The sequence below is a fragment of the Microbacterium umsixpiens genome (assembly GCF_053543675.1).
In genome coordinates this window covers 16,893-39,004 of sequence record NZ_JBLVOH010000003.1, presented here as the reverse complement: position 1 = coordinate 39,004, position 22,112 = coordinate 16,893, and the positions used below count along the sequence as shown (strand labels likewise).

The 22,112-nt window shown below is 68.4% G+C and carries 26 protein-coding genes and 1 tRNA gene; 8 read left to right on the top strand and 19 right to left on the bottom strand.

Features of this window, described 5'->3' with window-relative positions:
• Nucleotides 1-43: 43 nt before the first annotated feature.
• Nucleotides 44-1,348: an ABC transporter substrate-binding protein gene (locus ACNPM4_RS00370; protein ID WP_448984309.1), complete on the bottom strand. Its 1,305-nt coding sequence runs from the start codon at nt 1,346-1,348 to the stop codon at nt 44-46.
• A gap of 338 nt (nt 1,349-1,686) precedes the next feature.
• On the opposite strand from ACNPM4_RS00370, the gene ACNPM4_RS00365 reads away from it, so the two are divergent.
• Nucleotides 1,687-2,223, top strand: coding sequence for a hypothetical protein (locus ACNPM4_RS00365; RefSeq protein ID WP_448984308.1), 537 nt, complete (start codon nt 1,687-1,689; stop codon nt 2,221-2,223).
• A 20-nt stretch (nt 2,224-2,243) separates the two neighbouring features.
• On the opposite strand, the gene ACNPM4_RS00360 is transcribed toward ACNPM4_RS00365, so the two are convergent.
• Together ACNPM4_RS00360 and ACNPM4_RS00355 are read right to left on the bottom strand one after the other, a co-directional pair.
• Nucleotides 2,244-2,633, bottom strand: a complete 390-nt coding sequence (locus ACNPM4_RS00360; protein WP_448984307.1) for a hypothetical protein — start codon at nt 2,631-2,633, stop codon at nt 2,244-2,246.
• Between the two features lie 185 nt (nt 2,634-2,818).
• Complete coding sequence (locus tag ACNPM4_RS00355) at nt 2,819-3,505, bottom strand: hypothetical protein (RefSeq protein ID WP_448984306.1); 687 nt, start codon at nt 3,503-3,505, stop codon at nt 2,819-2,821.
• Between the two features lie 157 nt (nt 3,506-3,662).
• Here ACNPM4_RS00355 and ACNPM4_RS00350 point away from each other — a divergent pair, with 157 nt between their 5' ends.
• Both ACNPM4_RS00350 and ACNPM4_RS00345 read left to right on the top strand, forming a co-directional pair.
• Nucleotides 3,663-4,499 carry a leucine-rich repeat domain-containing protein gene (locus ACNPM4_RS00350; RefSeq protein ID WP_448984305.1) on the top strand — a complete coding sequence of 279 codons (837 nt, stop codon included), beginning with the start codon at nt 3,663-3,665 and terminating at the stop codon, nt 4,497-4,499.
• A gap of 37 nt (nt 4,500-4,536) precedes the next feature.
• Nucleotides 4,537-5,070, top strand: a complete 534-nt coding sequence (locus tag ACNPM4_RS00345; RefSeq protein WP_448984304.1) for a hypothetical protein — start codon at nt 4,537-4,539, stop codon at nt 5,068-5,070.
• Here ACNPM4_RS00345 and ACNPM4_RS00340 read toward each other — a convergent pair.
• The 4 genes from ACNPM4_RS00340 to ACNPM4_RS00325 form a co-directional block, all read right to left on the bottom strand.
• Complete coding sequence (locus ACNPM4_RS00340; RefSeq protein WP_448984313.1) at nt 4,982-5,581, bottom strand: pentapeptide repeat-containing protein; 600 nt, start codon at nt 5,579-5,581, stop codon at nt 4,982-4,984. The two genes, ACNPM4_RS00345 and ACNPM4_RS00340, sit on opposite strands and share 89 nt — an antisense overlap.
• 49 nt (nt 5,582-5,630) lie before the next feature.
• Complete coding sequence (locus tag ACNPM4_RS00335) at nt 5,631-5,918, bottom strand: hypothetical protein (RefSeq protein WP_448984314.1); 288 nt, start codon at nt 5,916-5,918, stop codon at nt 5,631-5,633.
• A gap of 132 nt (nt 5,919-6,050) precedes the next feature.
• Nucleotides 6,051-6,629, bottom strand: a complete 579-nt coding sequence (locus ACNPM4_RS00330) for a hypothetical protein (protein WP_448984303.1) — start codon at nt 6,627-6,629, stop codon at nt 6,051-6,053.
• 91 nt (nt 6,630-6,720) lie between these two features.
• Nucleotides 6,721-6,797: transfer RNA gene (locus tag ACNPM4_RS00325), tRNA-Pro, on the bottom strand.
• 108 nt (nt 6,798-6,905) lie between these two features.
• On the opposite strand from ACNPM4_RS00325, the gene ACNPM4_RS00320 reads away from it, so the two are divergent.
• The 5 genes from ACNPM4_RS00320 to ACNPM4_RS00300 are packed head-to-tail and all read left to right on the top strand — an operon-like array spanning nt 6,906 to nt 10,565.
• Nucleotides 6,906-7,490 (top strand): GNAT family N-acetyltransferase, encoded by a 585-nt coding sequence (locus ACNPM4_RS00320; RefSeq protein ID WP_029261499.1) that lies wholly within the window; start codon nt 6,906-6,908, stop codon nt 7,488-7,490.
• 34 nt (nt 7,491-7,524) lie between these two features.
• Nucleotides 7,525-7,980: a hypothetical protein gene (locus ACNPM4_RS00315; RefSeq protein ID WP_448984302.1), complete on the top strand. Its 456-nt coding sequence runs from the start codon at nt 7,525-7,527 to the stop codon at nt 7,978-7,980.
• A 59-nt stretch (nt 7,981-8,039) separates the two neighbouring features.
• Nucleotides 8,040-8,708, top strand: coding sequence for a lysoplasmalogenase family protein (locus tag ACNPM4_RS00310; RefSeq protein ID WP_448984301.1), 669 nt, complete (start codon nt 8,040-8,042; stop codon nt 8,706-8,708).
• A complete protein-coding gene (locus ACNPM4_RS00305) occupies nt 8,708-9,079 on the top strand; it encodes an RNA-binding S4 domain-containing protein (RefSeq protein ID WP_448984300.1) in 372 nt (123 codons plus the stop codon). Before ACNPM4_RS00310 ends, ACNPM4_RS00305 begins: the two co-directional genes overlap by 1 nt.
• A 52-nt stretch (nt 9,080-9,131) precedes the next feature.
• Nucleotides 9,132-10,565, top strand: a complete 1,434-nt coding sequence (locus ACNPM4_RS00300) for an HNH endonuclease signature motif containing protein (protein WP_448984299.1) — start codon at nt 9,132-9,134, stop codon at nt 10,563-10,565.
• A gap of 45 nt (nt 10,566-10,610) precedes the next feature.
• Here ACNPM4_RS00300 and ACNPM4_RS00295 read toward each other — a convergent pair whose 3' ends face one another.
• The 12 genes from ACNPM4_RS00295 to ACNPM4_RS00240 all read right to left on the bottom strand — a co-directional run.
• Nucleotides 10,611-11,510, bottom strand: a complete 900-nt coding sequence (locus tag ACNPM4_RS00295) for an NUDIX domain-containing protein (protein ID WP_448984298.1) — start codon at nt 11,508-11,510, stop codon at nt 10,611-10,613.
• Nucleotides 11,511-11,571: 61 nt separating this feature from the next.
• Entirely contained in the window at nt 11,572-13,044 is a 1,473-nt protein-coding gene (gene der, locus ACNPM4_RS00290; RefSeq protein WP_448984312.1) for a ribosome biogenesis GTPase Der, read from the bottom strand.
• A 40-nt stretch (nt 13,045-13,084) separates the two neighbouring features.
• The gene (gene cmk, locus ACNPM4_RS00285; RefSeq protein WP_051662566.1) at nt 13,085-13,807 is read right to left on the bottom strand and encodes a (d)CMP kinase; all 723 of its coding nucleotides are present in this window, start codon (nt 13,805-13,807) and stop codon (nt 13,085-13,087) included.
• Complete coding sequence (locus tag ACNPM4_RS00280; RefSeq protein WP_448984297.1) at nt 13,800-14,936, bottom strand: prephenate dehydrogenase; 1,137 nt, start codon at nt 14,934-14,936, stop codon at nt 13,800-13,802. Before ACNPM4_RS00280 ends, cmk begins: the two co-directional genes overlap by 8 nt.
• On the bottom strand, nt 14,933-15,739 hold the full coding sequence (locus tag ACNPM4_RS00275) for a pseudouridine synthase (RefSeq protein ID WP_448984296.1): 807 nt from the start codon (nt 15,737-15,739) through the stop codon (nt 14,933-14,935). Before ACNPM4_RS00275 ends, ACNPM4_RS00280 begins: the two co-directional genes overlap by 4 nt.
• A complete protein-coding gene (gene scpB, locus ACNPM4_RS00270; RefSeq protein ID WP_448984295.1) occupies nt 15,736-16,341 on the bottom strand; it encodes an SMC-Scp complex subunit ScpB in 606 nt (201 codons plus the stop codon). Before scpB ends, ACNPM4_RS00275 begins: the two co-directional genes overlap by 4 nt.
• On the bottom strand, nt 16,331-17,185 hold the full coding sequence (locus tag ACNPM4_RS00265; protein WP_029261488.1) for a segregation and condensation protein A: 855 nt from the start codon (nt 17,183-17,185) through the stop codon (nt 16,331-16,333). Before ACNPM4_RS00265 ends, scpB begins: the two co-directional genes overlap by 11 nt.
• A complete protein-coding gene (locus ACNPM4_RS00260) occupies nt 17,169-18,002 on the bottom strand; it encodes a ParA family protein (protein WP_167381670.1) in 834 nt (277 codons plus the stop codon). The genes ACNPM4_RS00265 and ACNPM4_RS00260 overlap by 17 nt, the downstream gene beginning before the upstream one ends.
• Before the next feature lie 156 nt (nt 18,003-18,158).
• Complete coding sequence (gene xerD / locus ACNPM4_RS00255) at nt 18,159-19,061, bottom strand: site-specific tyrosine recombinase XerD (RefSeq protein WP_029261486.1); 903 nt, start codon at nt 19,059-19,061, stop codon at nt 18,159-18,161.
• 3 nt (nt 19,062-19,064) lie between these two features.
• The gene (locus tag ACNPM4_RS00250) at nt 19,065-19,646 is read right to left on the bottom strand and encodes an NUDIX domain-containing protein (RefSeq protein WP_417506184.1); all 582 of its coding nucleotides are present in this window, start codon (nt 19,644-19,646) and stop codon (nt 19,065-19,067) included.
• Nucleotides 19,639-21,348 (bottom strand): CTP synthase, encoded by a 1,710-nt coding sequence (locus ACNPM4_RS00245; protein WP_448984293.1) that lies wholly within the window; start codon nt 21,346-21,348, stop codon nt 19,639-19,641. The genes ACNPM4_RS00250 and ACNPM4_RS00245 overlap by 8 nt, the downstream gene beginning before the upstream one ends.
• A gap of 17 nt (nt 21,349-21,365) precedes the next feature.
• The coding region (locus ACNPM4_RS00240) for a DNA repair protein RecN (RefSeq protein ID WP_473965294.1) at nt 21,366-22,112 on the bottom strand (747 nt) is incomplete at its 5' end.

The window sequence follows — 22,112 nt, the reverse complement described above, 5'->3', positions numbered from 1 at the left end:
CGCGCGCACCCCGGGGTGATCGGCCGGGGAATGCTCGGATCGATCAGCCCTGGGCGATCAGGGCGTCGATCTTGTCTGCGGCCGTCGAGAAGGTCTCCTTCAGATCGCCCTCGCCGGCCTGCACGGCCTGACCCCACGCGTCGCGGAAGGTCTGCCACATCTCGGTCGCGTCGGCGACGTTGGGCACGTCGACGGTGAGCGGGACGGAGGCGGCGAACGTCGACAGCACCGGGTCGCCGGCCAGGAAGTCGCCGGCGATCGCGTCGATGTCACCGCGGATGGGGAACTGCCCGGTGGTCTCGAGCAGGGCGAGGTCGTTGTCGGCGTCCATCGAGAACTTCACGAAGTCCCAGGCGGTCTGCTTGTTCTCGCACGAGGTGTAGAGCCCGACGTTCTTCGAGTCGCCGAACGTGTAGGTGTCCGCTGGCGCGGTGCCGTCGGCGGTCGGCAGAGGCACGATGCCGTAGTCGACCTTGCCGTCGAACGCTCCGGCACCCCACGGGCCCGCGATGCCCATGGCCGACACCCCGTCGGCGAAGGGACCGGCCCAGGCGTCGCCGCTGTACGCCTCGGCCGAGGAGTAGCCCTCGGCGTAGAGGGTCTTCCAGAACTCGAGGGTCTCGAGGCCCTCATCGCTGGTGAACGCGGCGGCGCCGTCGCTCACCAGCTGGGTGCCGCCGGAGTTGGCGAGGAAGAACGGATAGAAGTCGAAGAGCGCGTTGGTGTAGTCGCCGGACGCAGGCGGGTAGAGCGAGTAGTCGGCGGCACCGCTCTCCTTGATCGCCGCCGCGGCCGCGATCACGTCGTCGTAGGTCGCCAGCTCGGGGTTCTCGGGGTCGAGTCCGGCCGCCGCGAAGACGTCCTTGTTGTAGTAGAGCATGAAGGGGTTGGCCTTCCACGGCACCTGGTACAGGTCGCCGTCGGGCGAGCGGAAGCCGTCTGCCGCGGCCCCCGACCGCTCGGTGATGAACGACTCCCCGTCGTCGAAGGTCGTCGAGATGTTGACCAGACCACCCTGCTTCTGGAAGGCCGGCACCGCGGCCGGGGCCGTGTTGTAGACGAGGCACGGCGTGTTACCCGCCGTGATCGCCGCGCCGATCGCGTCTTCGGACGACTTGCCGGACGGGATCGCGGCGGCCGTGACCTTCTCATCGGGGTGGTCGGCGTTCCAGGCCTCGACCACGGCTTCCGCCCAGGCGATCTCCTGCTCGTTCGTGGAGTACCAGATCGTGATCGGGCCCGAGGTCAGCTCTGCGCTCTCGGGGGCGTCGCCGCCACCGGTCGAGCCGCAGGCGGCGAGGGGCAGGGCGAGGGCGGCCAGGGCGAGGACACCTGCATAACGCTTCATTGCGAGAAACTCCTTCGTTCGGAAGCTCGGGTGACGGCTTCCTTGCTGTCGGGACCGGGCGCTTACGGGAGGCCGGGCACGATCAGTAAACCGGTTTTGTTTCGTTAAGTCAATGCCCGTGGGATCCTCGCGCATCCCCTTGTCTAGCAAGCGATCCTGTACCCTCGCTCGCCACCATAATGCTAAACAGCACTAAACCCGCGGTTGGTTCACGACGCCCTGCCCCTGAGCGCCGCCGCCGAGGCGCACCGACTCATGGATACCGGCGAGGTGCTCGGGCGCATCGTGCTCCTGCCTTGAATCCCTCACCACCAGGACCCTTCTCGTAGAGTCGATCCATGCCTCACACGTTGACGGTGAACGGTCGTCCGACTCTCGAACACGTCGATCTGGAGCTTCTCGATTCGTACCGTTTTCCGGACGGAGGAGGGTTTCCCGAGTCGTATCGTGCGTTCATCCGGCGTGCGGGCTGGGCTCGACTCTTCGGCCTCTGGCTGATCTATCCACCCGTTCTTCCCGGCTTCGCCGACGGCCTTCAGGGGCGTGGGGAGAACCTCACCGCTCGATTTCTTTCCGCGTATCGGGAGGGCGAGGAAGAGGAGTTCGAGTGGATGGTCGAGCCCGATGGCGATTGGTCGCGGCCGGTGTCGTTGCGAGTGTTCGGGTGGAGCGAGAACGGTGACGCGCTGCTGTGGGACACTTCGTCGCGCACCCCGGACGGGGAGTTCGCCGTCTGGGAGTCCCGCTCGCTCGATTCGCTCCACCGACTCGGCGGAAGCCTCTCCGAAGCGTTGCCTCTGATCCAGGCGCGGGCGCGCGGATCATTCGGCGCCCGAGGCCACGACGTCGAACCGCTGCCCGCCGTCCGCCTCTGAGATCCCTCGCGGTCGGCTCGTCAGCGCTCGACCGTGAACCAGGCCGTGGGGCCGTTCGTGAGCGACGGGGCATCCTTCGCCCCGAAACGGGCTGCGGCATCCGGCCAGGCGACGAAGTTCCTCTCCGCCCGCGGCGCCACGCTCTTCGTCATCGGGTCGACCGCGAACACGCCCCTCCCACCGGTGCGCGCCACACGCATCAGTTCACGGACGTACTCGGCGGTGCGGCTTTCATCTTCCGGCACGGATGCCCGCAACTCGCCGTTGCGCAGACCGTCATCGTCGGAGCGCGACCGCACGAGGCTCGCGAGGCCGGCGCCGACGATCGCGTACACCCACCCCCGACCGGAGGGGTGAGGCACCACGTAGTCACGATGGAACATGCTCTCGGAGACGATGCTCGTGTCCACCAGGGTGACGTGAGGGCCCGCGCACTCGCTCAGTGAGGAGCGAAACGTCGGGGTGCGTGTCTCGGGTTGTTGAGTTGCGTCGACGAACCGCACCGCGGGAAGGCTGGTTCGCACCGCGTCACTGAACTGTTCTTCATCCGCGGGTGTCAGGAAGACGCAGAGCCGGTGGAGCTTCGACGGTGCGCTCATGACACCAGCGGTGACGTGATCTTGGTCGCCCGGTACGACTGCCCATCTTTCGTGGCACGCCACCGGCGCCAGTGCTTCGCCGACAGACGGAAGAGCAGGTGCTTCTGCACGTGGGCGGCAGCACCGTGCAACCGGTCGTCGGCGGGGAACGCGAGCCAGAGCGAGAGGGAGGAGGCTGTCGTGCCGAACGTGGCACGCACGCCGGACGCGCCGAGGAGGCGCCCGTAGCCATCCACCGCGAACCCACCGAACGCGTCGGCGTCCATCCCCTCGTACGGGGATCCTGTCGCGGGGTCGACCAGAGCGACCTGCGCGTTCCAGACCAGCGAGGCCAGCGGATGACCGTGGCCGGTCACCGCTCCCGAACCCGCACCACTCAGGGTGTCGAGCGCGGCATCGACGTCATCTGAGCGAACCCGCCACTCGGTGTGTGTGCGCTGCCGGCTCTGCGGTCCCCCGAGGTGCGCGGCCGCGAACGATTCGAGACGGTCGGTTTCGTCGGGCGGCCCTCCGGCCCAGAGTTGGAAGGACATCTCCGGCGCGCCGATGGTCACCACGGCGGCGTCGAGAAAAGCCTGAACGCTCTCGCAGGCAGTGCGGGGGTTCTTGGTGCGAAGCGAATGCGCGCCTCCCGCCGAGGCCGGCAAACCGTCGTAGGTCACGACCTCCTGAGTCAACGTCACCCCTCCATTATCCCGACGAGCCGGATGCGCGCGACGCGTGCGCGGGCGCTGCGGGACCGGCCCGGCGCGGCAGGAGCGACGACAGCACGCACAGCTAATCTGAGTTGCGCGGCGCGGACGACAGCCGCGGACTCACGGGTGAATGGATGAGGACATCATGAGCAAGCGGACCATGGTGCTGCACAGTGCGCACCAGGACCAGTTCGACGTGCCGGACAGGGACCTCGTGTTCTACGACCAGCCCTACGACGCCGAGCAGCTGTCGCGCATCACCGATGTGCACCTGTGGTCTCCGCTGGACGGGCCCATCGACCGTCTCCCGGAGATCATCTCGGCGATGACGAGCTTGAAAGCCCTCAGCATCGGCCCGGGGAGGGTCCTCCCCACCATCGTCACCGAACTGCGGCAGGGCGATCTCCCCGAGAGTCTGGAAGACCTCTCGGTGCACATCGGCGATCGGACCCTGGTGTGGCCGGATGTGGTGGTGCCGAACCTGAAGACCCTCTACGTCGGCGAACCCTTCCGTTTCAAGAACGAGCACTTCCCCCGGCTCCAGGCCCTCTCCCTCTACCCGCAGAGATCTCTGAACAATGTGCGGCAGGCGCTCGAACTCCCGCTGGAGGAATTGAACCTGTTGAACGTGCCCACAGACGAGGAGATCTTCCGCCTCGTCGAACCGGTCGGGCTTCGCCGACTCGGGTTGATCGGTGGGCGCACGCTGACGAGCCTCACCGGGATCAGGGTGCTCCCCCAGTTGGAGTCGTTGCGGCTGAAGAATCTCACCGCCCTGGGTGACATCTCCGAGTTGGCTGCCCTCCAGCGACTCGAGATCGTGAACATCCAGTACTGCAAGAAGATCACCGGCATCGCCGCCGTCAACGACCTCCCTCGACTGCGCCGGCTTACCCTGGTCGGATGCGGGAACATCGGCCTCGCGACGATCGAGGCGAAGCTGTCGACACTGGAATGGGCCAACACGGGCGCGACCACGTGACCGTCTGCCTGAAGAGACTGCTCGGTAGCCTGGAAGCATGACGGAACTCTTCCGACGTGCCACCGGATGCCTGCAGGAAGCCGGGTGGACGTGTGAGCCGCCGCTGTCCACGGAAGATGGTGTTCCCTCCGCGCTGCACACGGCACCCGAAACGGTGGTCGACTGGGCGTCCTCGTTCTCACAGCTGTCGAACGGAGACGAGACCGTGTGGTTCTTGTCCCGCCACGACTATTCGACCGGCACGGAGGATGCCTTCGCGTGGAACGAGTTCGAGCAGCTGAGCATCCAGGCGGCGACAACGGATGATGAGCTGGTCGCGGTCGCCCGTTTCTGGGAGCGCCACCTACCCATCCTGCTTTCCGTCCGCGGCGGATACGAGTACCTGGCAGTGCGCGACGATGGAGCTGTCGTCCACGGAACGGAGCCGGAGTTCGAAGAAGCGGCGGTCGCGTTCTCTCACTTCGAGGATCTGCTGAGGTACATCATCGCGCGTCCGGCAGCACGGAACGACGTCGTCGAGAGACTCCTGTTCGACGGCACCAGCATGCCTGACACGACGCTAGGCCGCTAGCTCTCGGCGTCCGGGTCCAAGGGCAGATGTCCGCACGTCCCGCGGCCGCGGCACGCGCATAGCGCTGCGCGTACGCTTCACGCGCGGCGTCGGCGTGCTCCTCGCCGTCCCATTGGTCCGGCAACGGCTCGCCCTCACGATGGGAGCGTGTCACGCGCGCGAGCCTGAAAGCGACGGACGTGTTCAGAAATGTGCACCGGGTGAAGCTCGTGCCCGCGGAGAAGGTGGCATCGACGAAAGTGCAGTCCGTGAAGGTGGCATCCGAGAAGTCGGCTCCGCTGAGGTCGGCACCGTCGAAGATGCAGCGTTCGAACCGAGCGTTCGGCAACGATCTCACCGTGCGCAGGTTCGCGCCCGAGAAGTCGCACTCGGTGATTTGCGTGCCGGCAGCAGGCGTCTCCGCATCGGGAACGGCCTGAGCGTCGACGGTGGCCTCGTCGTCGAGGAAGGCGATCTTCTCCCGCTCGGTGTCCGCGTCGAAGGCAGGGTCACGAGCAGCGATGCGACTCATGAGCTCGGCGATCGCCTGGTGGATCGTCTGCTGCAGGAAGGCGACGGGATCAGCGGCGGCGCTGACATCGTCGTTGCTGATCCGGATCTCTCCCGTGGCAGTGCGTCGCGACAGGAACACCCGCGGTGTTCAACCCGGACGGCCCGGGCACGGGCGTGATCTCGCCTCCGACCGTCAGGAAGAGGTCGAGCTGATACGAGAATTCGACCGTGCGCAGGCGCTGCTTGATCCGCGCGACCTCTTCGATGAAGCCCGCTTGCGGCGATGGACCACCCCACACCGCGCGGAACGTGAGCCGGCCATTCGGTACGCCGTCGATTCCGGAGAGATCAGTCATCGCGGGGCCCCGCAGAGATCGGGTCGGTGGCGCCGTCCGGCGTCACGACCTCATATTCGACGGTGCTCACCGTGGCAGTTTATCGATCGCGCTTCGAGGGCCGCGAGCTGCCAGCGCTGTTGTCGCGTTCGGCTAGAAATCGAGAAAGCCTGCGACGACGTCGCGCACGATCCCGTCCGCGCCCGGTGTGCCGTAGAAGTACACCGAGCCGTATCCCCACAGATACTCGTCGATGAGGTCTTCGAGCTCGCCCTCCACAGGCCACCCGTCCTCATCGATCTGAAAGAGGAAGCGATGCCCGTCGGCGCGCACAGCATCAGCGAACGCCGGCTCGCTCTGGATCAAGACGGGTTCGTCATCGATCCGCACCAGAGCCGGTGTGGACACGGCGTCCGGTCGTTGGAGGAGCGCTGTCGCACGCAGTCCCGGCCACCCCAGGTCGTCCCGCCCGCCTCGCGGCGAGGGGTCATGGACGATCGCCCGCATCGCCATGTCTGGATAGATGACATCCTCGTCTTCGATGCCGAAACCGGCACGCAGCACCACCGACACCTCGCGGCCACCCGTCCACGATGCGCTGCCCGCGGCGAGAGTCAGCAGATACCGATGCGTCTCCAGAAGCGGATGCGCCTCGATCACCGATGGCGGAGCGCCACCCAACCGCGCCCCATCCCCGCGATCCGGCAATGCGGGATACAAGAACGCAGGCATGTGCCCAGCCTATTGGGCGCCTCGACGCACGGCGACGGATACGACGGAGGCTCGGAATCTCGCGACTTCCGCGTGATTCCGAGCCTCTAAGTGGTCGGGCTGACAGGATTTGAACCTGCGACCCCTTGACCCCCAGTCAAGTGCGCTACCAAGCTGCGCCACAGCCCGTTGTTCTGCACTCTCGCGCAGGCAACTCCCCTATCTTAGCCGCAACCTGAGCCCCTCCGCGAACCGAGCCGTTGCGGGTTGTCGGATGCCGCGCGTACCGTCGCGTGCATGGTGACGATCACGACCGAGGTGGCGACGACCGACCGCTGGGACGATGTGCAGCATGCTCTCACCGGTGGCGGTGACGGCGCGAGCTGCCAGTGCATCTGGCCCGTGCTGAGCAACAAGGGCTGGAACGCGACGACGACTCCGCAGCGCACCGAGATGTTCCGCGCCGAGATCGACGAAGGGCCGCCGCCCGGGATCATCGCCTACGTCGACGGCGAGGCAGCCGGGTGGATCAGGATCGGGCCACGCACCCGTCAGGCTCGCATCCCGCGCACGCGCATCATCGCGGCGGCGACCACCGAGCCGTTCGACGACGAATCCGTCTGGGCAGTCACGTGCTTCGTCGTGCGACGGGAGCACCGCGGCACTGGGCTGAACCGCGCGCTCCTAGAGGCCGCCGTGGACTACGCCCGCGAATCCGGTGCTCGACTGATCGAGGGATACCCGGTCGACACACGCGGCGAGAAGCAACGGGCCAACGATCTGTTCCACGGCACGCTCGGCACATTCCTCGCCGCCGGCTTCACCGAGAAGACCGCACTCAAGCCGGGGCGCACCCTCGTCGCCCTCGACCTGGCCCCATGATCGCACCACACCCCCGAGCCACTAGCGTGAAGGCATGAGCGACGCGAGCCCGACCATCGACGATCCCGAACTCGGCACCTTCACCCGCGCCACTTCCGAGCTCACCGACGGCTCCGTGCTCACGCATGACTGGTTCGTCGGCACGGTCTCGGTCGAGGGCACGGAACTCGAGCTCATGCTCGAGGGAACAACTCCCGACGAGGTCACGCTGCTGCTCCCCCGCACGCGCGAGGTCGTCAAGCGGCTGCACACGCTGCGCCGGATCGCGACGGATGCCGTGGTCACGAACTTCAACACGGGCGAGCCCGACCCTCAGGACCTCGAGGACGCCGCCTCCGATCTCGCACTCGAGGCGATCGAGGCCACCCCCGACGGCACGGTCATCCTCCACTTCACCGACAGCTGCGGCGAGCACTTCCCCGAGGGGTACTGGCCGGCCGTGCACCTGGGCATCGACGATGCCGTCCAGCAGGTCACCGTCGAATCCTGAGCCCGCGTATGCCTCGTCCGACAGCCGGCCCGACGATCGGCCGAGCCTACGATGGGGAGATGCAGCGCCGCGCCCCGTCCTCGCTCATCGCCTGGACGTTCCTCCCCTACGTCGCGGTCTCCGTTCTCCACGTCATCCTGCTCGCCGTCGGAAGCCCGCTCGCCGGACCGACGAAGCTGCTACTGATGCCGATGCTCGCAGTCCCCGTCCTGGCCGCTGCCCGGTGGATCAAGCCGCCGATGACCCTGGTCCTGCTCCTCGCGGCGGTGCTCTTCTCCTGGCTCGGGGATGGCGTGGGCGCGTTCTTCCCCGCGGCACCGGAACTCCCCCTCATGCTGCTGTTCTTCGGCATCGCCCATGTGACATACATCCTGCTCTTCGCCCGCCGGCTGAGCGTGCGGCGGATGCCCTGGTGGGCCCTGATCTACGCACTCTGGTGGGTGGCGATGATCGCGGTCCTCGGCCCGCATACAGGCGGCCTGCTGATCGCGGTCGCCCTCTACGGACTCGTCCTCGGCGGCACGGCCGCATTCTCGGCGCGGTGCCACCCGCTGGTCGCGACCGGCGGAGCGTTCTTCCTCGCCAGCGACACACTGCTCGCGTTCCGACTCTTCCTCCCCGACGGACTCCCCGCGTGGAGCAGCCCGGCCGTGATGCTCACCTACACGCTCGGTCAAGGCCTCATCATCGCGGGCGCTCTGGTCACGCTGCGAAAGAGGGCTTCCTGATGGATGCCGCACGCGTCGACAGCTGGCTCTGGGCGATCCGCGTCTACAAGACCCGGTCGGCGGCGACCACCGCATGCCGCGCGGGGCATGTACGGGTGAACGGCGACAAGGTGAAGGCTGCACAGCAGATCCGCGTGGGCGACGAGCTGCGTATCCGCATAGCCGGATTCGACCGGATCCTCTTCGTACGTCGGCTTCTCGTCAAGCGAGTCGGCGCTCCTGTGGCGGCGCTCGCCTACGAGGACAAGACGCCCGAACGGGAGCCCCAGGCGGCACTCGGTCTGCGTGACCGCGGGGCCGGGCGACCCACGAAGCGGGAGCGTCGGGACATCGACAAGCTGCGCGGGCGGAGCCACGACCCAGAGGATTGATATGCCGTCATCCTCGCGTCGCACTTTCGAATATTTGTTCTAGAATAGGGGTATGACTACTCGGACCGATATCGACCTCGAACTCGCGGAGCGACGCCGCGTGCTCGGTGCCTGGGCCGAGAAGCGCCGGCGCATCGCCGCGCTCGAAGCGGAGGCCGCCGAGCTGCTGGTGGAGCAGATCGCTCTTCACGATGCCGAGGTGTCAGCGAGCCCGTTCCACCGCGACGCGATTCACCGCTCCATGATCGCGGAGTTCTCCGCCGCCGGTCGTGTCTCCCGTGGGTCGATGGACTTCGCATTCGCCGACGCAGAGGCGCTTCACGACCACCTCCCCGCGGTCCGTGCGGCGTTCGCCGCGGGTTCCCTGAGCGCCGGCCATGTCCGCGAGATCGCCCGCGCGAGTGCGCTCGTGGCCGAAGCCATCCGCAACAAGAAGGTCGATGCCGGCGTCATGGCCCTGTTCGAGACGGCCGTCCTCGTCGTCGCCGAGCAAGACACGGCTGCCCGCACCCGCGCGCACGCCCGACAGGTCGCCAGCGCACTCATCGGCGAGAGCGTCGTCGAGCGGCATCGCCGAGCGGCCGAGGAACGCTGCGTGACTGTGAAGTCGCTCGACGACGGCCTCGCGCTGCTCACTGCCGTGCTTCCCGAGTGGATCGCGACGGCCATCTCCGACCGGCTGAGCCGGATGACGCGGGAGGTCGTGCGAGCGCGGGAGGATCATGTACCCGAGTTCCTGCCCTGGTGGTCGGACGAAGACATCGATGCTCTGCATCCCGAAGACTTCGCGCTCGACGACCCGACCTTCGACGCCTATGCCTCCCCCCATACCGACGGGAGGATCTTCGGCGCCGACGGAGAGACCTTCGCCACCGATCCCGAGATCGAGCACATCCCTGCCGACACGCGCACGTGGGCGCAGATCCAGGCAGACCTCCTCACCGACCTCCTCCTCGCCGGCGACCCGTCCCTCGCGCACGGCGACGGCCTCGGTCGCATCCAGGGACGCGTCCAGGTCACGGTCGCCGCGACCACGCTCGCCGGTATCAATGACCAACCTGCCGAGCTCGACGGGCACGGCCCGTTGCACCCCGACGTCGCCCGCGCTCTCGCGGGGTGGAACACCGGATGGACCCGCCTGTTCCTCGACGCCTCCGGAATGCTCGTCGAGACCGATACGTACACCCCGACCGAGGGCATGCGACGGTTCCTCCGTGCTCGTGACCAGCACTGCCGCTTCCCCGGCTGCCGCATGCCGGTGAACCGCTGCGAGATCGACCACCAGCACGACCATGCCAAGGGCGGGAAGACGCGCATCGACAACCTCGGGCATCTCTGCCGCGCGCACCACACCCTCAAGCACCCCGACATTCCCGACCCGCATCGCTGGGCGGCGCAACAGGAACGAGACGGCACCATCACCTGGCACAGCCCGCTCGGACGCGCCTACACCGATCCGCCACCCCGACGAGTCATGTTCGTCTGACGCCGGTTCGGCGGATGAACCCTGGCCCCCGGAGGGACGTCAGGGTCAGTGATCGATCAGATCGCGCAGCCATCCGGCCGATCGCACATGCTCGGCACCCGCGTGCTCGACCCGTTCGCGCAGGCCCCGGTCGCTGGTCACCGCGACCACGGTGTGCTTCGCGGCCACCAGACGCTCGACCTCTGCGACGATCGCATCATCGCCCGCGGCGTCGGCGCGGATGACGGAGACCACACTCGAACCGGAGTCGATGCCGCGAGCCTGCCCCTCGACCACCATCGACACCTCCGGGAACCATACTGATCCCTCAAGTTCCAGGTCAGCGGCAGGCACGGTCAATCCCTCGAGGCGCGCACGCAGCCGCCGGGCCGCTCCCGCGCGGTCCTTCCACCACCCGTCCGGCACCGATCCGACGACGTTCGCCGCGTCGACGACGACCACCGGCCGCACCTCGAGCAGCGCGCGCAACGCCGACCACGACGCACCGAAACCCGGATGCAGCGGCAGCTCGGCGACCTGGTCGACCGGCACCCACTCGAGCGCCACGCTCTCCGGATCGCTGATCACCGGGTCGAACGGCACGCGCACATCAGCGACGACCGTCGTGTATGACCAGATGTCCAGATCGAGGACGCTCGTGAAGCGAGGCCGCACGACGCCGTCCGGCACGCCCGCTTCCTCCTGCGCCTCGCGGATGGCGCCCACGATCGCACTCTCGCCCTCGTGCAGCGCACCGCCGGGCAATCCCCACGTGCCGCCGAAATGGCTCCACGCCACCCGGTGCTGCAGCAGGATGCCGCGAGCAGGGTCGTACGCCAGCAGACCGGCAGCGCCGAAGCGCCCCCAGTACCGCTCCCCCGACTCGGCGACCACCCACGCGTCGCCCGGATCCCGCGGCCCCTCGGGGCGACGCGGTTCACCGGCGGCAGGAGGTACGACAGTCACCCCCTCAGCCTTTCACAGCATCGGGGCCTCGGCACCACGGCGCGACATGCGCCGGAACAGATCAGCGCTGGCGCTTCTCGCGCACGCGCATGTTGACGACGATCGGCGTGCCCTCGAACGAGTAGAGCTCGCGCAGACGCCGCTGGATGAACCGACGGTATCCCGGGTCGAGGAAACCGGTGGTGAACAGGACGAACGTCGGCGGGCGCGTCGACGCCTGCGTGCCGAACAGGATGCGCGGCTGCTTGCCACCACGAAGCGGGTGCGGGTGCTCGGCGACGAGTTCCGCGAGGAAAGCGTTGAACTTGCCCGTCGGGATACGACGGTCCCAGTTCTCCAGCGCCGTCTCCAGCGCGGGAACCAGCTTGTCGAGGTGACGACCGGTCTTGGCCGAGATGTTCACGCGCGGAGCCCACGCGACGTGCGCGAGGTCCTGCTCGATCTCGCGCTCCAGGTAACGACGGCGGTCGGCGTTCTCGAGGTCGTCGTCGTTCAGACGGTCCCACTTGTTGAACGCGAGCACGAGCGAGCGGCCGGACTCCAGCACGAGGTCGATGATGCGGACGTCCTGCTCGCTGATCGTCTCCGACACGTCGAGCACGACGACGGCCACTTCGGCCTTCTCCAGTGCCGCGGAGGTGCGGAGCGAAGCGTAGAAGTCCGCCCCCTGCGCCATGTGCACGCGACGACGGATGCCGGCGGTATCGACCAGGCGCCACATCTTCCCGCCGAGCTCGACGACCTCGTCCACCGGGTCGCGGGTCGTGCCGGCCAGGTCGTTGACGACCACGCGCTCTTCGCCGGCCGCCTTGTTCAGCAGCGACGACTTGCCCACGTTCGGGCGACCCAGGATGGCGACACGACGCGGTCCGCCGATCTCCTGCTTCGCGACGGCCGAGACCTCGGGCAGCTTCTTCAGCACGGCGTCCAGCAGGTCGGCGACACCACGGCCGTGGATGGCGGAGACCGGATGCGGCTCACCGAGGCCGAGGCTCCACAGAGCCGCGATCTCGGGCTCCTGACGGGCATCGTCGATCTTGTTGGCGACGAGGAACACCGGCTTGCCGCTCTTGCGGAGCAGCTTGACGACATGCTCGTCGGTCGAAGTGGCGCCGACCATCGCGTCGACCACGAACAGCACCATGTCGGCGAGGTCGATCGCGACCTCGGCCTGCATCGCGACGGAACGGTCGATGCCGCGCGCGTCGGGCTCCCACCCACCGGTGTCGACGAGCGAGAACCGCCGGTCGCCCCACTCGGCCTTGTACGTCACGCGGTCGCGGGTCACACCGGGGGTGTCCTCCACGACGGCTTCGCGACGGCCGAGGATGCGGTTCACGAGCGCGGACTTGCCCACGTTCGGTCGCCCGACGATCGCCACGACGGGAAGCGCCGGGCTGAACAGGATGCCATCTTCGCCGAGAGTGATGCCGGCGAGCAGCGCCGCGTCCTCATCGTCCAGGTCGTAGTCGGCGAGCCCGGCGCGCAGCGTCTCCGCCCGCTGCTCGGCGAGATGCTCGTCGATCTGTTCCATCTTCTCGGCGAGCTGGTCGGGGCCGCCTTCGTATTCTTCGTCAGCCACGGTGTGCTCCTTGGATTCGCTCGATCACCGTGAGGACGGCGTCGATGGTCTGGGGGAAATCGAGTTCCGTCGAATCGACGACCTCGACGCCTTCTGCGGCGTTCAGGAAGTCGACGACGGCGCTGTCTGAGGCGTCGCGCTTGTGCAACGCCGCGGCGACAGCTGCCGCGTTCTCGCCGGCGAGTTCACCGGCACGTCGAGCGGCCCGTACTTCGGGGGCCGCGGTGAGGAGGATACGCACGGGGGCATCCGGTGCGACGACGGTCGTGATGTCGCGACCTTCGACCACGACGGCCGGGTACGACGACTCGGCGACGAGCGTGCGGAACAGCTCGTTCACCTGGGCGCGCACGGCGGGCACGCGCGCCACGCCGCTCACGGCACCGGAGACCCGCGGGTCCCGGATGGCTTCGGTCACATCGGCATCGCCGACGCGGACGGTGCGGTCGTCGGGGTCGAGCCCCAGTCGCACCGGGAAATCGGATGCGGCGGCGAGGACGGCCTCGGCATCGGAGGTGTCGGCGCCGCGGTCCAGTACATGCCAGGCGAGTGCGCGGTACGCGGAGCCCGTGTCGAGGTAGCCGAAACCGAGCGTGCGGGCGACGGCCTTCGACACGCTGGACTTGCCCGAACCGGCCGGGCCGTCGATGGCGATGAACTTGTGCGCGTCGGTCGCGGAAGCCGGTGCCGCGGACGGGGTGGTGGTGTCAGTCATTGGTGTTCCCCGCAATCCGCCAGCCGCGTTCCTGGAGCCCGGTGATCGCCCCGTGCAGTGCAGCGGGGTCGACGCTGATCTCGGCCAGGCCGAACTGGGCCCCGGGCGAGTGCTCGAGTCGGAGGTCCTCGACGTTCACACCGAGTTCTCCGAGCTCGCCGAACAGGCGACCCAGCTGACCGGCGGTGTCGTCGATCATGACGATGAGCGACTCGAAGCGCTGGTTCTGTCCGTGCTTTCCGGGAAGGCGGTCGACGCCGTCGTTCCCCTGACGGATCGTCTCCGCGACGATGCGCCGGGCACCGGGAGCGCCCGGCTCACGCAGCGCGGCGGCGACGTCGGCGAGATCGCCCGCGAGGGCGTCCAGGATCTCGACGACGGGACCGGCGTTGGCGCCGAGGATCTGCACCCAGAGCTCGGGGGCGGAGGCGGCGATGCGTGTGATGTCGCGCACTCCCTGGCCGGCGAGGCGCAGAGCGCCCTCCTCAGCATCCGCGAGACGGCCGGCGAGCAGGCTCGCCACCACCTGCGGCACGTGAGAGGTGAGCGCGACGGAGCGGTCGTGCTCCTCCGGCGTCATCTCGAGCGGCATGGCCCCCACGTCGAGCGCGAGGGCTTCGACCAGAGCGAGATCGGCGGCCTTCGTGTCTTCGTCACGGCACACGACCCAGGGCCGACCGACGAACAGGTCGGCGCGCGCCGAGATCGCTCCCCCGCGCTCGCGCCCGGCGAGCGGATGCGAGCCGATGTAGCGGGTGAGGTCGACGCCCCGTGCCTGCAGCGTGCGGAACGGCTCGAGCTTCACGCTGGCGACGTCGGTGACGACGGCCTCTGGGAAGCGTTCGAGTTCGGCCTGGATCACGTCGGCGGTGACGTCGGGCGGCACGGCCACCACGATCAGGGCGGGCTCGTCATCGTCGGCGGCGAGGCGACCGGCGCCGTAGTCGACCGCGAGGCGGAGCTGCGCGGGCGAGGCATCCGTCAGCACGACGTCGATGCCCTTCGACCGGAGCGCATGTCCGACGCTCGCCCCGAGCAGGCCGGCACCGACGACGCGGACGGTGCCGGAGAGCCGCGGCGCGACGGCACCTGCCCTCCGCGCCGTGGGCGCACTCGTCGTATCGGTCATTCGTTCTCCTGCTCGCCTGGCGCCTCGGCGACACCGGAATCCCGGCGCGACAGGGTGAGAAGCGCGCCGAGTTCGATTTTAGTCAGTTCCCGCGTCTTCCCGGCCGGGAGGGTTCCCAGGTGGAGCGGTCCGAACTGCCGACGCACCAGTTCGGTGACCGGGTGGCCGACCGCGGCGAGCATCCGGCGCACGATGCGGTTGCGTCCGGAGTGCAGGGTCAGCTCGACCAGGCTCGACCCGCGCGAGGTGTCCAGCAGGCGCGCCTTGTCGGCCGCGATCGGACCGTCCTCGAGCTCGATGCCCTTCGTGAGCTTCGAGATCGTCTGGGCCAGCACCGTGCCCTCGACCTTGGCGATGTAGACCTTGGTCACCCCGAAGGACGGGTGGGCGAGCACGTGCGCGAGCGCGCCGTCGTTGGTGAGGATCAACAGACCGCTGGTCTCCGCGTCGAGGCGGCCCACGTTGTAGAGACGCTCCTCGTAGTTTTCGGTGAAGCGACGGAGGTCGGGAAGACCGCTCTCGTCCTTCATGCTGCTGACGACGCCGGTGGGCTTGTTGAGCATGACGTAGCGCTTGGAGACGTCCAGCTGCACGGCGGTGCCGTCGACGTCGACGAGGTCGTGCTCCGGGTCGATGCGCCGGCCGAGCTCCGAGACGACGATGCCGTTGACGCGGATGCGCCCCTCGGTGATGTACTGCTCGACGACGCGGCGCGAAGCCACCCCGGCGCCGGCGAGCACCTTCTGCAGACGGATGCCCTCGGGGGCGCCCTCGGAGTCGGTGGAGGCCTCGAAGCCGCTCATCGGATGGTCCCTTCGTCGAAACCGTCTGCACCGTCATCGAGCAGAGGGGAGATCGGGGGCAGCTCGTCCAGCGAGTTGATGCCCAGGTGCTGCAGGAGTGCGTCGGTGGTGCCGTAGTTGATCGCGCCGGTCTCGGAGTCGGCGAACAGCTCGGTGATGAGACCACGGGCGAGGAGGGTGCGCACGACGGAGTCCACGTTCACCGCACGGATGGAGGCGACCTGACTGCGCGTCACCGGCTGCTTGTACGCGATGACCGCCAACGTCTCGAGCGCCGCCTGCGAGAGTCGAGCCGGGGCCTGTCCGCCGACGAACTCGGCGACCAGCGAATCGAGGTCCTCGCGCACATAGAGACGCCAGCCGCCGCCGACCTCGCGAAGCTCGAAACCACGGCGCGGGCCCTTGCCCTTCCCGTCGTAGTCGTCGACCAGCGTCTCGAGCGTCTGCCGCACGGCGGGTACCGGGGAGCCGACCGCGGCGGCCAGCGCCACCAGCCCGAGCGGCTCGTCGACGATGAGGAGGATGGCCTCGATGCGCTCGGACAGCGGGATCTCGGTCGCCTCGGTCGCCTCGTCGACGGTCTCGGTCATGTCATCGGTCATAGTCGGCCCCCAGGGTCGCAAGAGTCTCGTCCGACCAGGAGTCGGCTGCCCAGCGCAGCGTGAGCTCGCCGAGCGGTTCCAGTTGTTCGAAGGACAGGGCCGCGTGGCGGTACAGCTCCAGCACCGAGATGAAGCGCGCGACGACGATGCCGGGCTCGCTCACCCCCGAGACGAGCTCGCGGAAGCTCAGCGACTCCGTGCCGCGCAGCAACGTGACGACGATCGCCGCCTGCTCGCGGATGCTGACCAGCGGCGCGTGCAGATGATCGAGGCCGACGTGCGGGATCTCCTTGGGCGCGAACGCCAGGAGCGCGAGTGCCGCGAAGTCGTCGACGGTCAAGGACCACACGAGCTCGGGCGTCTGTTTACGGTGCTTCTCGTCGAGGCGTGCCGCGCGCACGTGCCGACGGTCCTCACGCTGCAGACAGCGGGAGAACCACGCCGAGACCTCCTTGAAGGCCCGGTACTGCAGCAGGCGGGCGAACAGCAGGTCGCGCGCCTCGAGCAGCGCGACGGCCTCGGCATCCACCAATTCGCCCTGCGGGAGAAGCCCGGCCACCTTCATGTCGAGGAGCGTCGCCGCGACGACGAGGAACTCGGACGCCTGGTCCAGCTCCTCCTCGTTCTCGAGCTGACCGAGGTAGGCGATGAACTCGTTCGTGACCGCGCTCAGCGAGACCTCGGTGATGTCCATCTCGTGCTTCGAGATGAGGTTCAGGAGCAGATCGAACGGGCCGTCGAAGTTGGACAGCGAGACCCGGAAGCCCGGCTCGGGCACGACCGTATCTTCCGCGCTCTCCTCGAGCGTCGCGTCGACGGACTCCTCGCTAGGCGACAGCGCCACGGGCGACCAGCTCCCGCGCCAGCCGCAGGTATGCCTGAGCGGCCGCGTGCTCGGGGGCGAACTCGGTGATGGGCACACCCGACACCGAGGCGTCGGGGAACTTCACGGTACGGCCGATCACGGTCTCCAGCACATCGTCTCCGAAGGCCTCGACCACGCGCTCGAGGACCTCGCGGGAGTGCAGCGTGCGCGGGTCGTACATCGTCGCCAGCAGGCCGTCCATCGTGATGGAGGGGTTCAACCGGTCGCGCACCTTGTCGATCGTCTCGATGAGCAGCGCCACACCGCGCAGGGCGAAGAACTCGCACTCGAGCGGGATGATCACGCCGTGTGCGGCCGTGAGGGCGTTGACCGTGAGGATGCCGAGCGAGGGCTGGCAGTCGATGAGGATGACGTCGTACTCTCCCGCGACCTGGCGCAGGACCCGGGCGAGGATCGTCTCGCGGGCGACCTCGTTGACGAGGTGCACCTCGGCGGCCGACAGGTCGATGTTCGCGGGCATCACGTCGAGGCCCTCGACGCTGGAGTGCACGATCGCGTCATGCGCGTCGCGCTTCGTGTCGAGCAGGAGGTCATAGATCGTCGGCACGTCGTGCGTCGGGATGCCGAGACCGGCGGACAGTGCGCCCTGCGGGTCGAAGTCGACGGCGAGCACCTTCCGGCCGTACTCCGCGAGAGCTGCGGCCAGGTTGATGGAGGTCGTCGTCTTGCCGACGCCGCCCTTCTGATTGCACAGCGCGATGATGCGTGCAGGGCCGTGGGACTTCAGCGGTTCCGGGATCGCGAACCCGTGATACGGACGGCCGGTGGGTCCCATGGGGGTCTCGTCGGCCTTCTGCGCCTTCGCCCTGGACTTCGCCACTTTCTCAGCCACCGATTCTCCTGCTCCTTCGTGCTTGGTCGATTGTACCGGTCGGCCCGTTCCTCAGCCGCCTCGGCACGCGGCACGGCGCCCGTCCCGCATCGGCGGACGTCACCGCGCGCGCGGGTGCGAGGTGGCGTAGATGTCTCGCAGGGTGTCCACCGAGACGTGCGTGTAGATCTGCGTCGTCGCGACCGACGAGTGCCCGAGCAGCTCCTGCACCACGCGCACGTCGGCGCCGCCCTGCAGCAGATGCGTCGCGAAGGAGTGCCGCAGCGTGTGCGGCGAGACCTCGGAGGTGATCTGCGCCTTCTCGGCGGCCGCCCGGATCACGAGCCAGGCGCTCTGCCGCGACAACGGTGCTCCGCGTGCACCGAGGAAGAGCCGGGCCGACGCGTGCCCCTTCGCCGCGAGCGCCGGACGCACGCGCGTGAGATACGCATCGACGGCTGCGCGCGCGAACGATCCGATCGGCACGATGCGCTCCTTCGACCCCTTGCCCCGCAGCCGCAGCACATCGCCGTGTGCCAGGTCGTCGACGTCGAGCCCGATCGCCTCGGACACGCGGGCACCCGTGGCATAGAGAAGCTCCAGGAGCGCGCGGTCGCGCACGCCGATCGGATCCTCCGGTGACGGAGCACCGAGCAGCCGCTCGACCTGATCGATCGTCAGCGCCTTCGGGAGTCGACGCGGGGCCTTGGGGGGACGCAGCCGTCCGCTCGGGTCATCGATCTCGATTCCTTCCCGAGCGAGGAATCGATGCCAGCCCCGCACCGACGATTGCAGCCGCGCGAGACTCGACGACGCCGGGGCCGGCTCGGCCGAGGCGCGTTCCGCGATGAAGCGGTCGATCACCGCCGCCGTGACCGCCGACGTGTCGGTGATGCCTTCGGCCGCCAGCCACTCCGTGTAGACCCCGAGGTCGCGCCGATACGCGGCGATCGTGTGCTCGCTCAGACCGCGCTCGATCGTGACATGACGCAGGTACGCGTCGCGGGCGCGCTCGAGCAGCATCCCTCAGCCCCGATCGCGGAGCCTCTGCGCCGCGGCCAGCACGCCGATCGTGAGGATGCCGTTGTGCATGCGGCCGCCGAGAACGGCCTCCACCGCATCGTCCAGCGGCACCCACTCGACGCGGATGTCGGCTTCCTCGTCCTCACGGTCGTGCGGGCGCTCGGCCGAGGCGATGCCCGTCGCGAGGAAGATGTGGATCATCTCGTCGTTGCCGCCGGGGGTGGTCCACGAGGAGACCAGCGGCTCCCAGTGGGTGGCCACCAGGTCCGCCTCCTCCGCGAGCTCGCGCTGGGCGGCCGCGAGCGGCTCCTCCCCTTCGACGTCGAGCAGACCTGCGGGCAGCTCCCAATCCCGATGACGGATCGGATGCCGGTACTGCTGGATCAGCAGGACACGCCCGTCGTCGTCGAGCGCGAGGATAGCCACGGCGCCCGTGTGGTCGACGTACTGCCGCACGATCTCGCCGTCGCCGTAGCGCACGCGGTCGGAGCGCACGTCCCAGACCCTGCCTTCGTAGACGAGGTCGCTCTGGAGCACCTCCGGCTCGAACGGCTCGTCCCGGAGGGGCTCGATCGGCTCAGGCATCGGCCGTGACGTCATCGCTCACGTCGAACAGTTCGCTCGCACGGTGACGCTCGATCGCGGCGCCGACGAGCCCGCGGAACAGCGGGTGCGGCGCGGTCGGGCGCGAGCGCAGTTCCGGGTGCGCCTGCGTGGCGATGTAGTACGGGTGCACGTCGCGCGGCAGCTCGACGTACTCGACCAGGTCGAGCTCGGGGTTGAGGCCCGAGAAAACCAGGCCGGCGTCCGTCAGACGGTCGCGGTAGGCGTTGTTGACCTCGTAGCGGTGGCGGTGCCGCTCGGAGGCCTCCGGCGCGCCGTACAGCTCACGAGCGAGCGATCCTTCGGCGAGGGTCGCCTGGTACAGACCGAGGCGCATCGTGCCGCCGAGGTCGCCTCCGTCGAGGATGTCGATCTGCTCGGCCATCGTGGCGATGACGGGCTCGGCGGTCTCCGGGTCGAACTCGCTCGACGAGGCGCCGACGATGCCGGCCACATCGCGTGCGTACTCGATGACCATGCACTGCAGGCCGAGGCACAGGCCCAGCGTCGGGATGCCCTGCTCGCGTGCGAACTTGAGGGCGCCGAGCTTGCCCTCGATGCCGCGGATGCCGAAGCCGCCGGGAACGCAGATGCCGTCGAGCTCGGCCAGCTGCTCCTGGGCGCCTTCCGGCGTCTCGCAGAGGTCCGAGGGGATCCAGCGGATGTTGACCTTGGTCTCCTGCGCGAAACCACCGGCCTTGAGGGCCTCGGTCACGGAGAGGTAGGCGTCGGGCAGGTCGATGTACTTGCCGACCAGACCGATCGTGACCTCGTGCTTGGGGTTGTGCACGGCGTGCAGCACCTTGCTCCAGCGCGTCCAATCGACCTCTTCCGCGGCCTCCTGGTCGAGGCCGAGGCGGCGCACGATGTACGAGTCGAGCCCCTGGTCGTTGAGCGTCGACGGGATGTCGTAAATGCTCGGCAGGTCGACCGTGTTGATGACGCCTTCAACATCGACGTCGCACATGAGGGCGATCTTGTTGCGGTTGCTCGCGCTCACGGGGCGATCGCTGCGGAGCACGAGCGCGTCGGGCTGGATACCCACCTGACGGAGCGCCGCGACGGAGTGCTGCGTGGGCTTGGTCTTCTGCTCCCCCGACGCACCCATGAACGGGACGAGCGAGACGTGCACGAAGAACACGCTGTCGCGGCCGAGCTCGTGGCGCAGCTGGCGGGCGGACTCGAGGAAGGGCTGCGACTCGATGTCGCCGACCGTGCCTCCGACCTCAGTGATGATCACATCGGGGCGCGGGTCCTCCGAGGCCTGAAGACGCATGCGGCGCTTGATCTCGTCGGTGATGTGCGGGATGACCTGCACCGTGTCGCCGAGGTACTCGCCGCGGCGCTCGCGCGCGATCACCTGCGAGTAGATCTGGCCGGTGGTGACGTTCGCGGCCTCGGACAGGTTGATGTCGAGGAACCGCTCGTAGTGGCCGATGTCGAGGTCGGTCTCGGCGCCGTCGTCCGTGACGAAGACCTCACCGTGCTGGAACGGGTTCATCGTGCCGGGATCGACGTTCAGATAAGGGTCGAGCTTCTGCATCACGACGCGCAGACCGCGGGCCGTGAGGAGGTTGCCGAGGCTGGCCGCCGTCAGTCCCTTACCCAAAGACGAAACGACACCACCAGTCACGAAGATGTGCTTGGTCGTGTCGTTCTTGGGTGCCGCGGAAGAAGAGTTCATCACGGGCTTCGATCCTATCAGGCGGTGGGGACGCGGAGGCTGAGAAGTTCACGCGCATGGGTCAGCGCGGCGTCGGAATCGGTGAGTCCGGACAGCAGACGGGCCATCTCGGCCTCTCGGTCTTCGCCCTCGAGACGCCGCACGCTCGAGGCCGTGACCGCGCCATCATTGGCCTTCACGACCGACAGGTGATTGTTCGCGAACGCCGCCACCTGCGCGAGGTGCGTCACCGCGATGACTTGCGATTTCTCTGCGAGCCGGGCGAGTCGCCGCCCCACTTCGATGGCGGCCGCACCTCCGATACCGGCGTCGACCTCGTCGAAGACGAACGTCGGGACCGGGTCGGTCGCCGCGATGACGACCTCGATGGCGAGCATCACGCGAGACAGCTCGCCGCCCGAGGCCCCCTTGGAGACGGAGCGGGGCTCGGCACCCGGATGCGGGGCGAGGAGGATGGCGACGTCGTCCCGACCGTGGGTGCTCTCGGCCCCCTCCGAGACGGCGACCTCGAGGCGCGCATCCGGCATCGCGAGGGCGTGCAGCTCGTCGGTCACGGCGTCGCCGAGGCGGACGGCGGCGTCCGTGCGCACAGCGGTCAGCGCGGCGGCGTGCGCATCGAGTTCGGCGCGCGCCGCGTCACGCTCGGCGATGAGACGTTCGATGCGATCACCATCGTCGTCGAGCTCGGCCAGGCGGGCGGACCCCGTCTGCCACAGCGCGAGAGCTTCGTCCAGGGAACCGTGTGCACGGATCAAGGTCCCGCG

Bases quoted from the DNA above. Each gene is read 5' to 3' on its own strand.
- ACNPM4_RS00310 (WP_448984301.1), top strand. From the start codon at position 8,040: ATGCAGCGCCGCGCCCCGTCCTCGCTCATCGCCTGGACGTTCCTCCCC.
- ACNPM4_RS00330 (WP_448984303.1), bottom strand. From the start codon at position 6,629: ATGCCTGCGTTCTTGTATCCCGCATTGCCGGATCGCGGGGATGGGGCG.
- scpB (WP_448984295.1), bottom strand. From the start codon at position 16,341: ATGACCGATGACATGACCGAGACCGTCGACGAGGCGACCGAGGCGACC.
- ACNPM4_RS00335 (WP_448984314.1), bottom strand. From the start codon at position 5,918: ATGACTGATCTCTCCGGAATCGACGGCGTACCGAATGGCCGGCTCACG.
- der (WP_448984312.1), bottom strand. From the start codon at position 13,044: ATGGAACAGATCGACGAGCATCTCGCCGAGCAGCGGGCGGAGACGCTG.
- ACNPM4_RS00315 (WP_448984302.1), top strand. From the start codon at position 7,525: ATGAGCGACGCGAGCCCGACCATCGACGATCCCGAACTCGGCACCTTC.
- cmk (WP_051662566.1), bottom strand. From the start codon at position 13,807: ATGACTGACACCACCACCCCGTCCGCGGCACCGGCTTCCGCGACCGAC.
- ACNPM4_RS00350 (WP_448984305.1), top strand. From the start codon at position 3,663: ATGAGCAAGCGGACCATGGTGCTGCACAGTGCGCACCAGGACCAGTTC.
- ACNPM4_RS00275 (WP_448984296.1), bottom strand. From the start codon at position 15,739: ATGAGCGGCTTCGAGGCCTCCACCGACTCCGAGGGCGCCCCCGAGGGC.
- ACNPM4_RS00245 (WP_448984293.1), bottom strand. From the start codon at position 21,348: ATGAACTCTTCTTCCGCGGCACCCAAGAACGACACGACCAAGCACATC.
- ACNPM4_RS00340 (WP_448984313.1), bottom strand. From the start codon at position 5,581: ATGAGTCGCATCGCTGCTCGTGACCCTGCCTTCGACGCGGACACCGAG.
- ACNPM4_RS00370 (WP_448984309.1), bottom strand. From the start codon at position 1,348: ATGAAGCGTTATGCAGGTGTCCTCGCCCTGGCCGCCCTCGCCCTGCCC.
- ACNPM4_RS00260 (WP_167381670.1), bottom strand. From the start codon at position 18,002: ATGGGACCCACCGGCCGTCCGTATCACGGGTTCGCGATCCCGGAACCG.
- ACNPM4_RS00280 (WP_448984297.1), bottom strand. From the start codon at position 14,936: ATGACCGATACGACGAGTGCGCCCACGGCGCGGAGGGCAGGTGCCGTC.
- ACNPM4_RS00320 (WP_029261499.1), top strand. From the start codon at position 6,906: ATGGTGACGATCACGACCGAGGTGGCGACGACCGACCGCTGGGACGAT.
- ACNPM4_RS00305 (WP_448984300.1), top strand. From the start codon at position 8,708: ATGGATGCCGCACGCGTCGACAGCTGGCTCTGGGCGATCCGCGTCTAC.
- ACNPM4_RS00300 (WP_448984299.1), top strand. From the start codon at position 9,132: ATGACTACTCGGACCGATATCGACCTCGAACTCGCGGAGCGACGCCGC.
- ACNPM4_RS00250 (WP_417506184.1), bottom strand. From the start codon at position 19,646: ATGCCTGAGCCGATCGAGCCCCTCCGGGACGAGCCGTTCGAGCCGGAG.
- xerD (WP_029261486.1), bottom strand. From the start codon at position 19,061: ATGCTGCTCGAGCGCGCCCGCGACGCGTACCTGCGTCATGTCACGATC.
- ACNPM4_RS00365 (WP_448984308.1), top strand. From the start codon at position 1,687: ATGCCTCACACGTTGACGGTGAACGGTCGTCCGACTCTCGAACACGTC.
- ACNPM4_RS00345 (WP_448984304.1), top strand. From the start codon at position 4,537: ATGACGGAACTCTTCCGACGTGCCACCGGATGCCTGCAGGAAGCCGGG.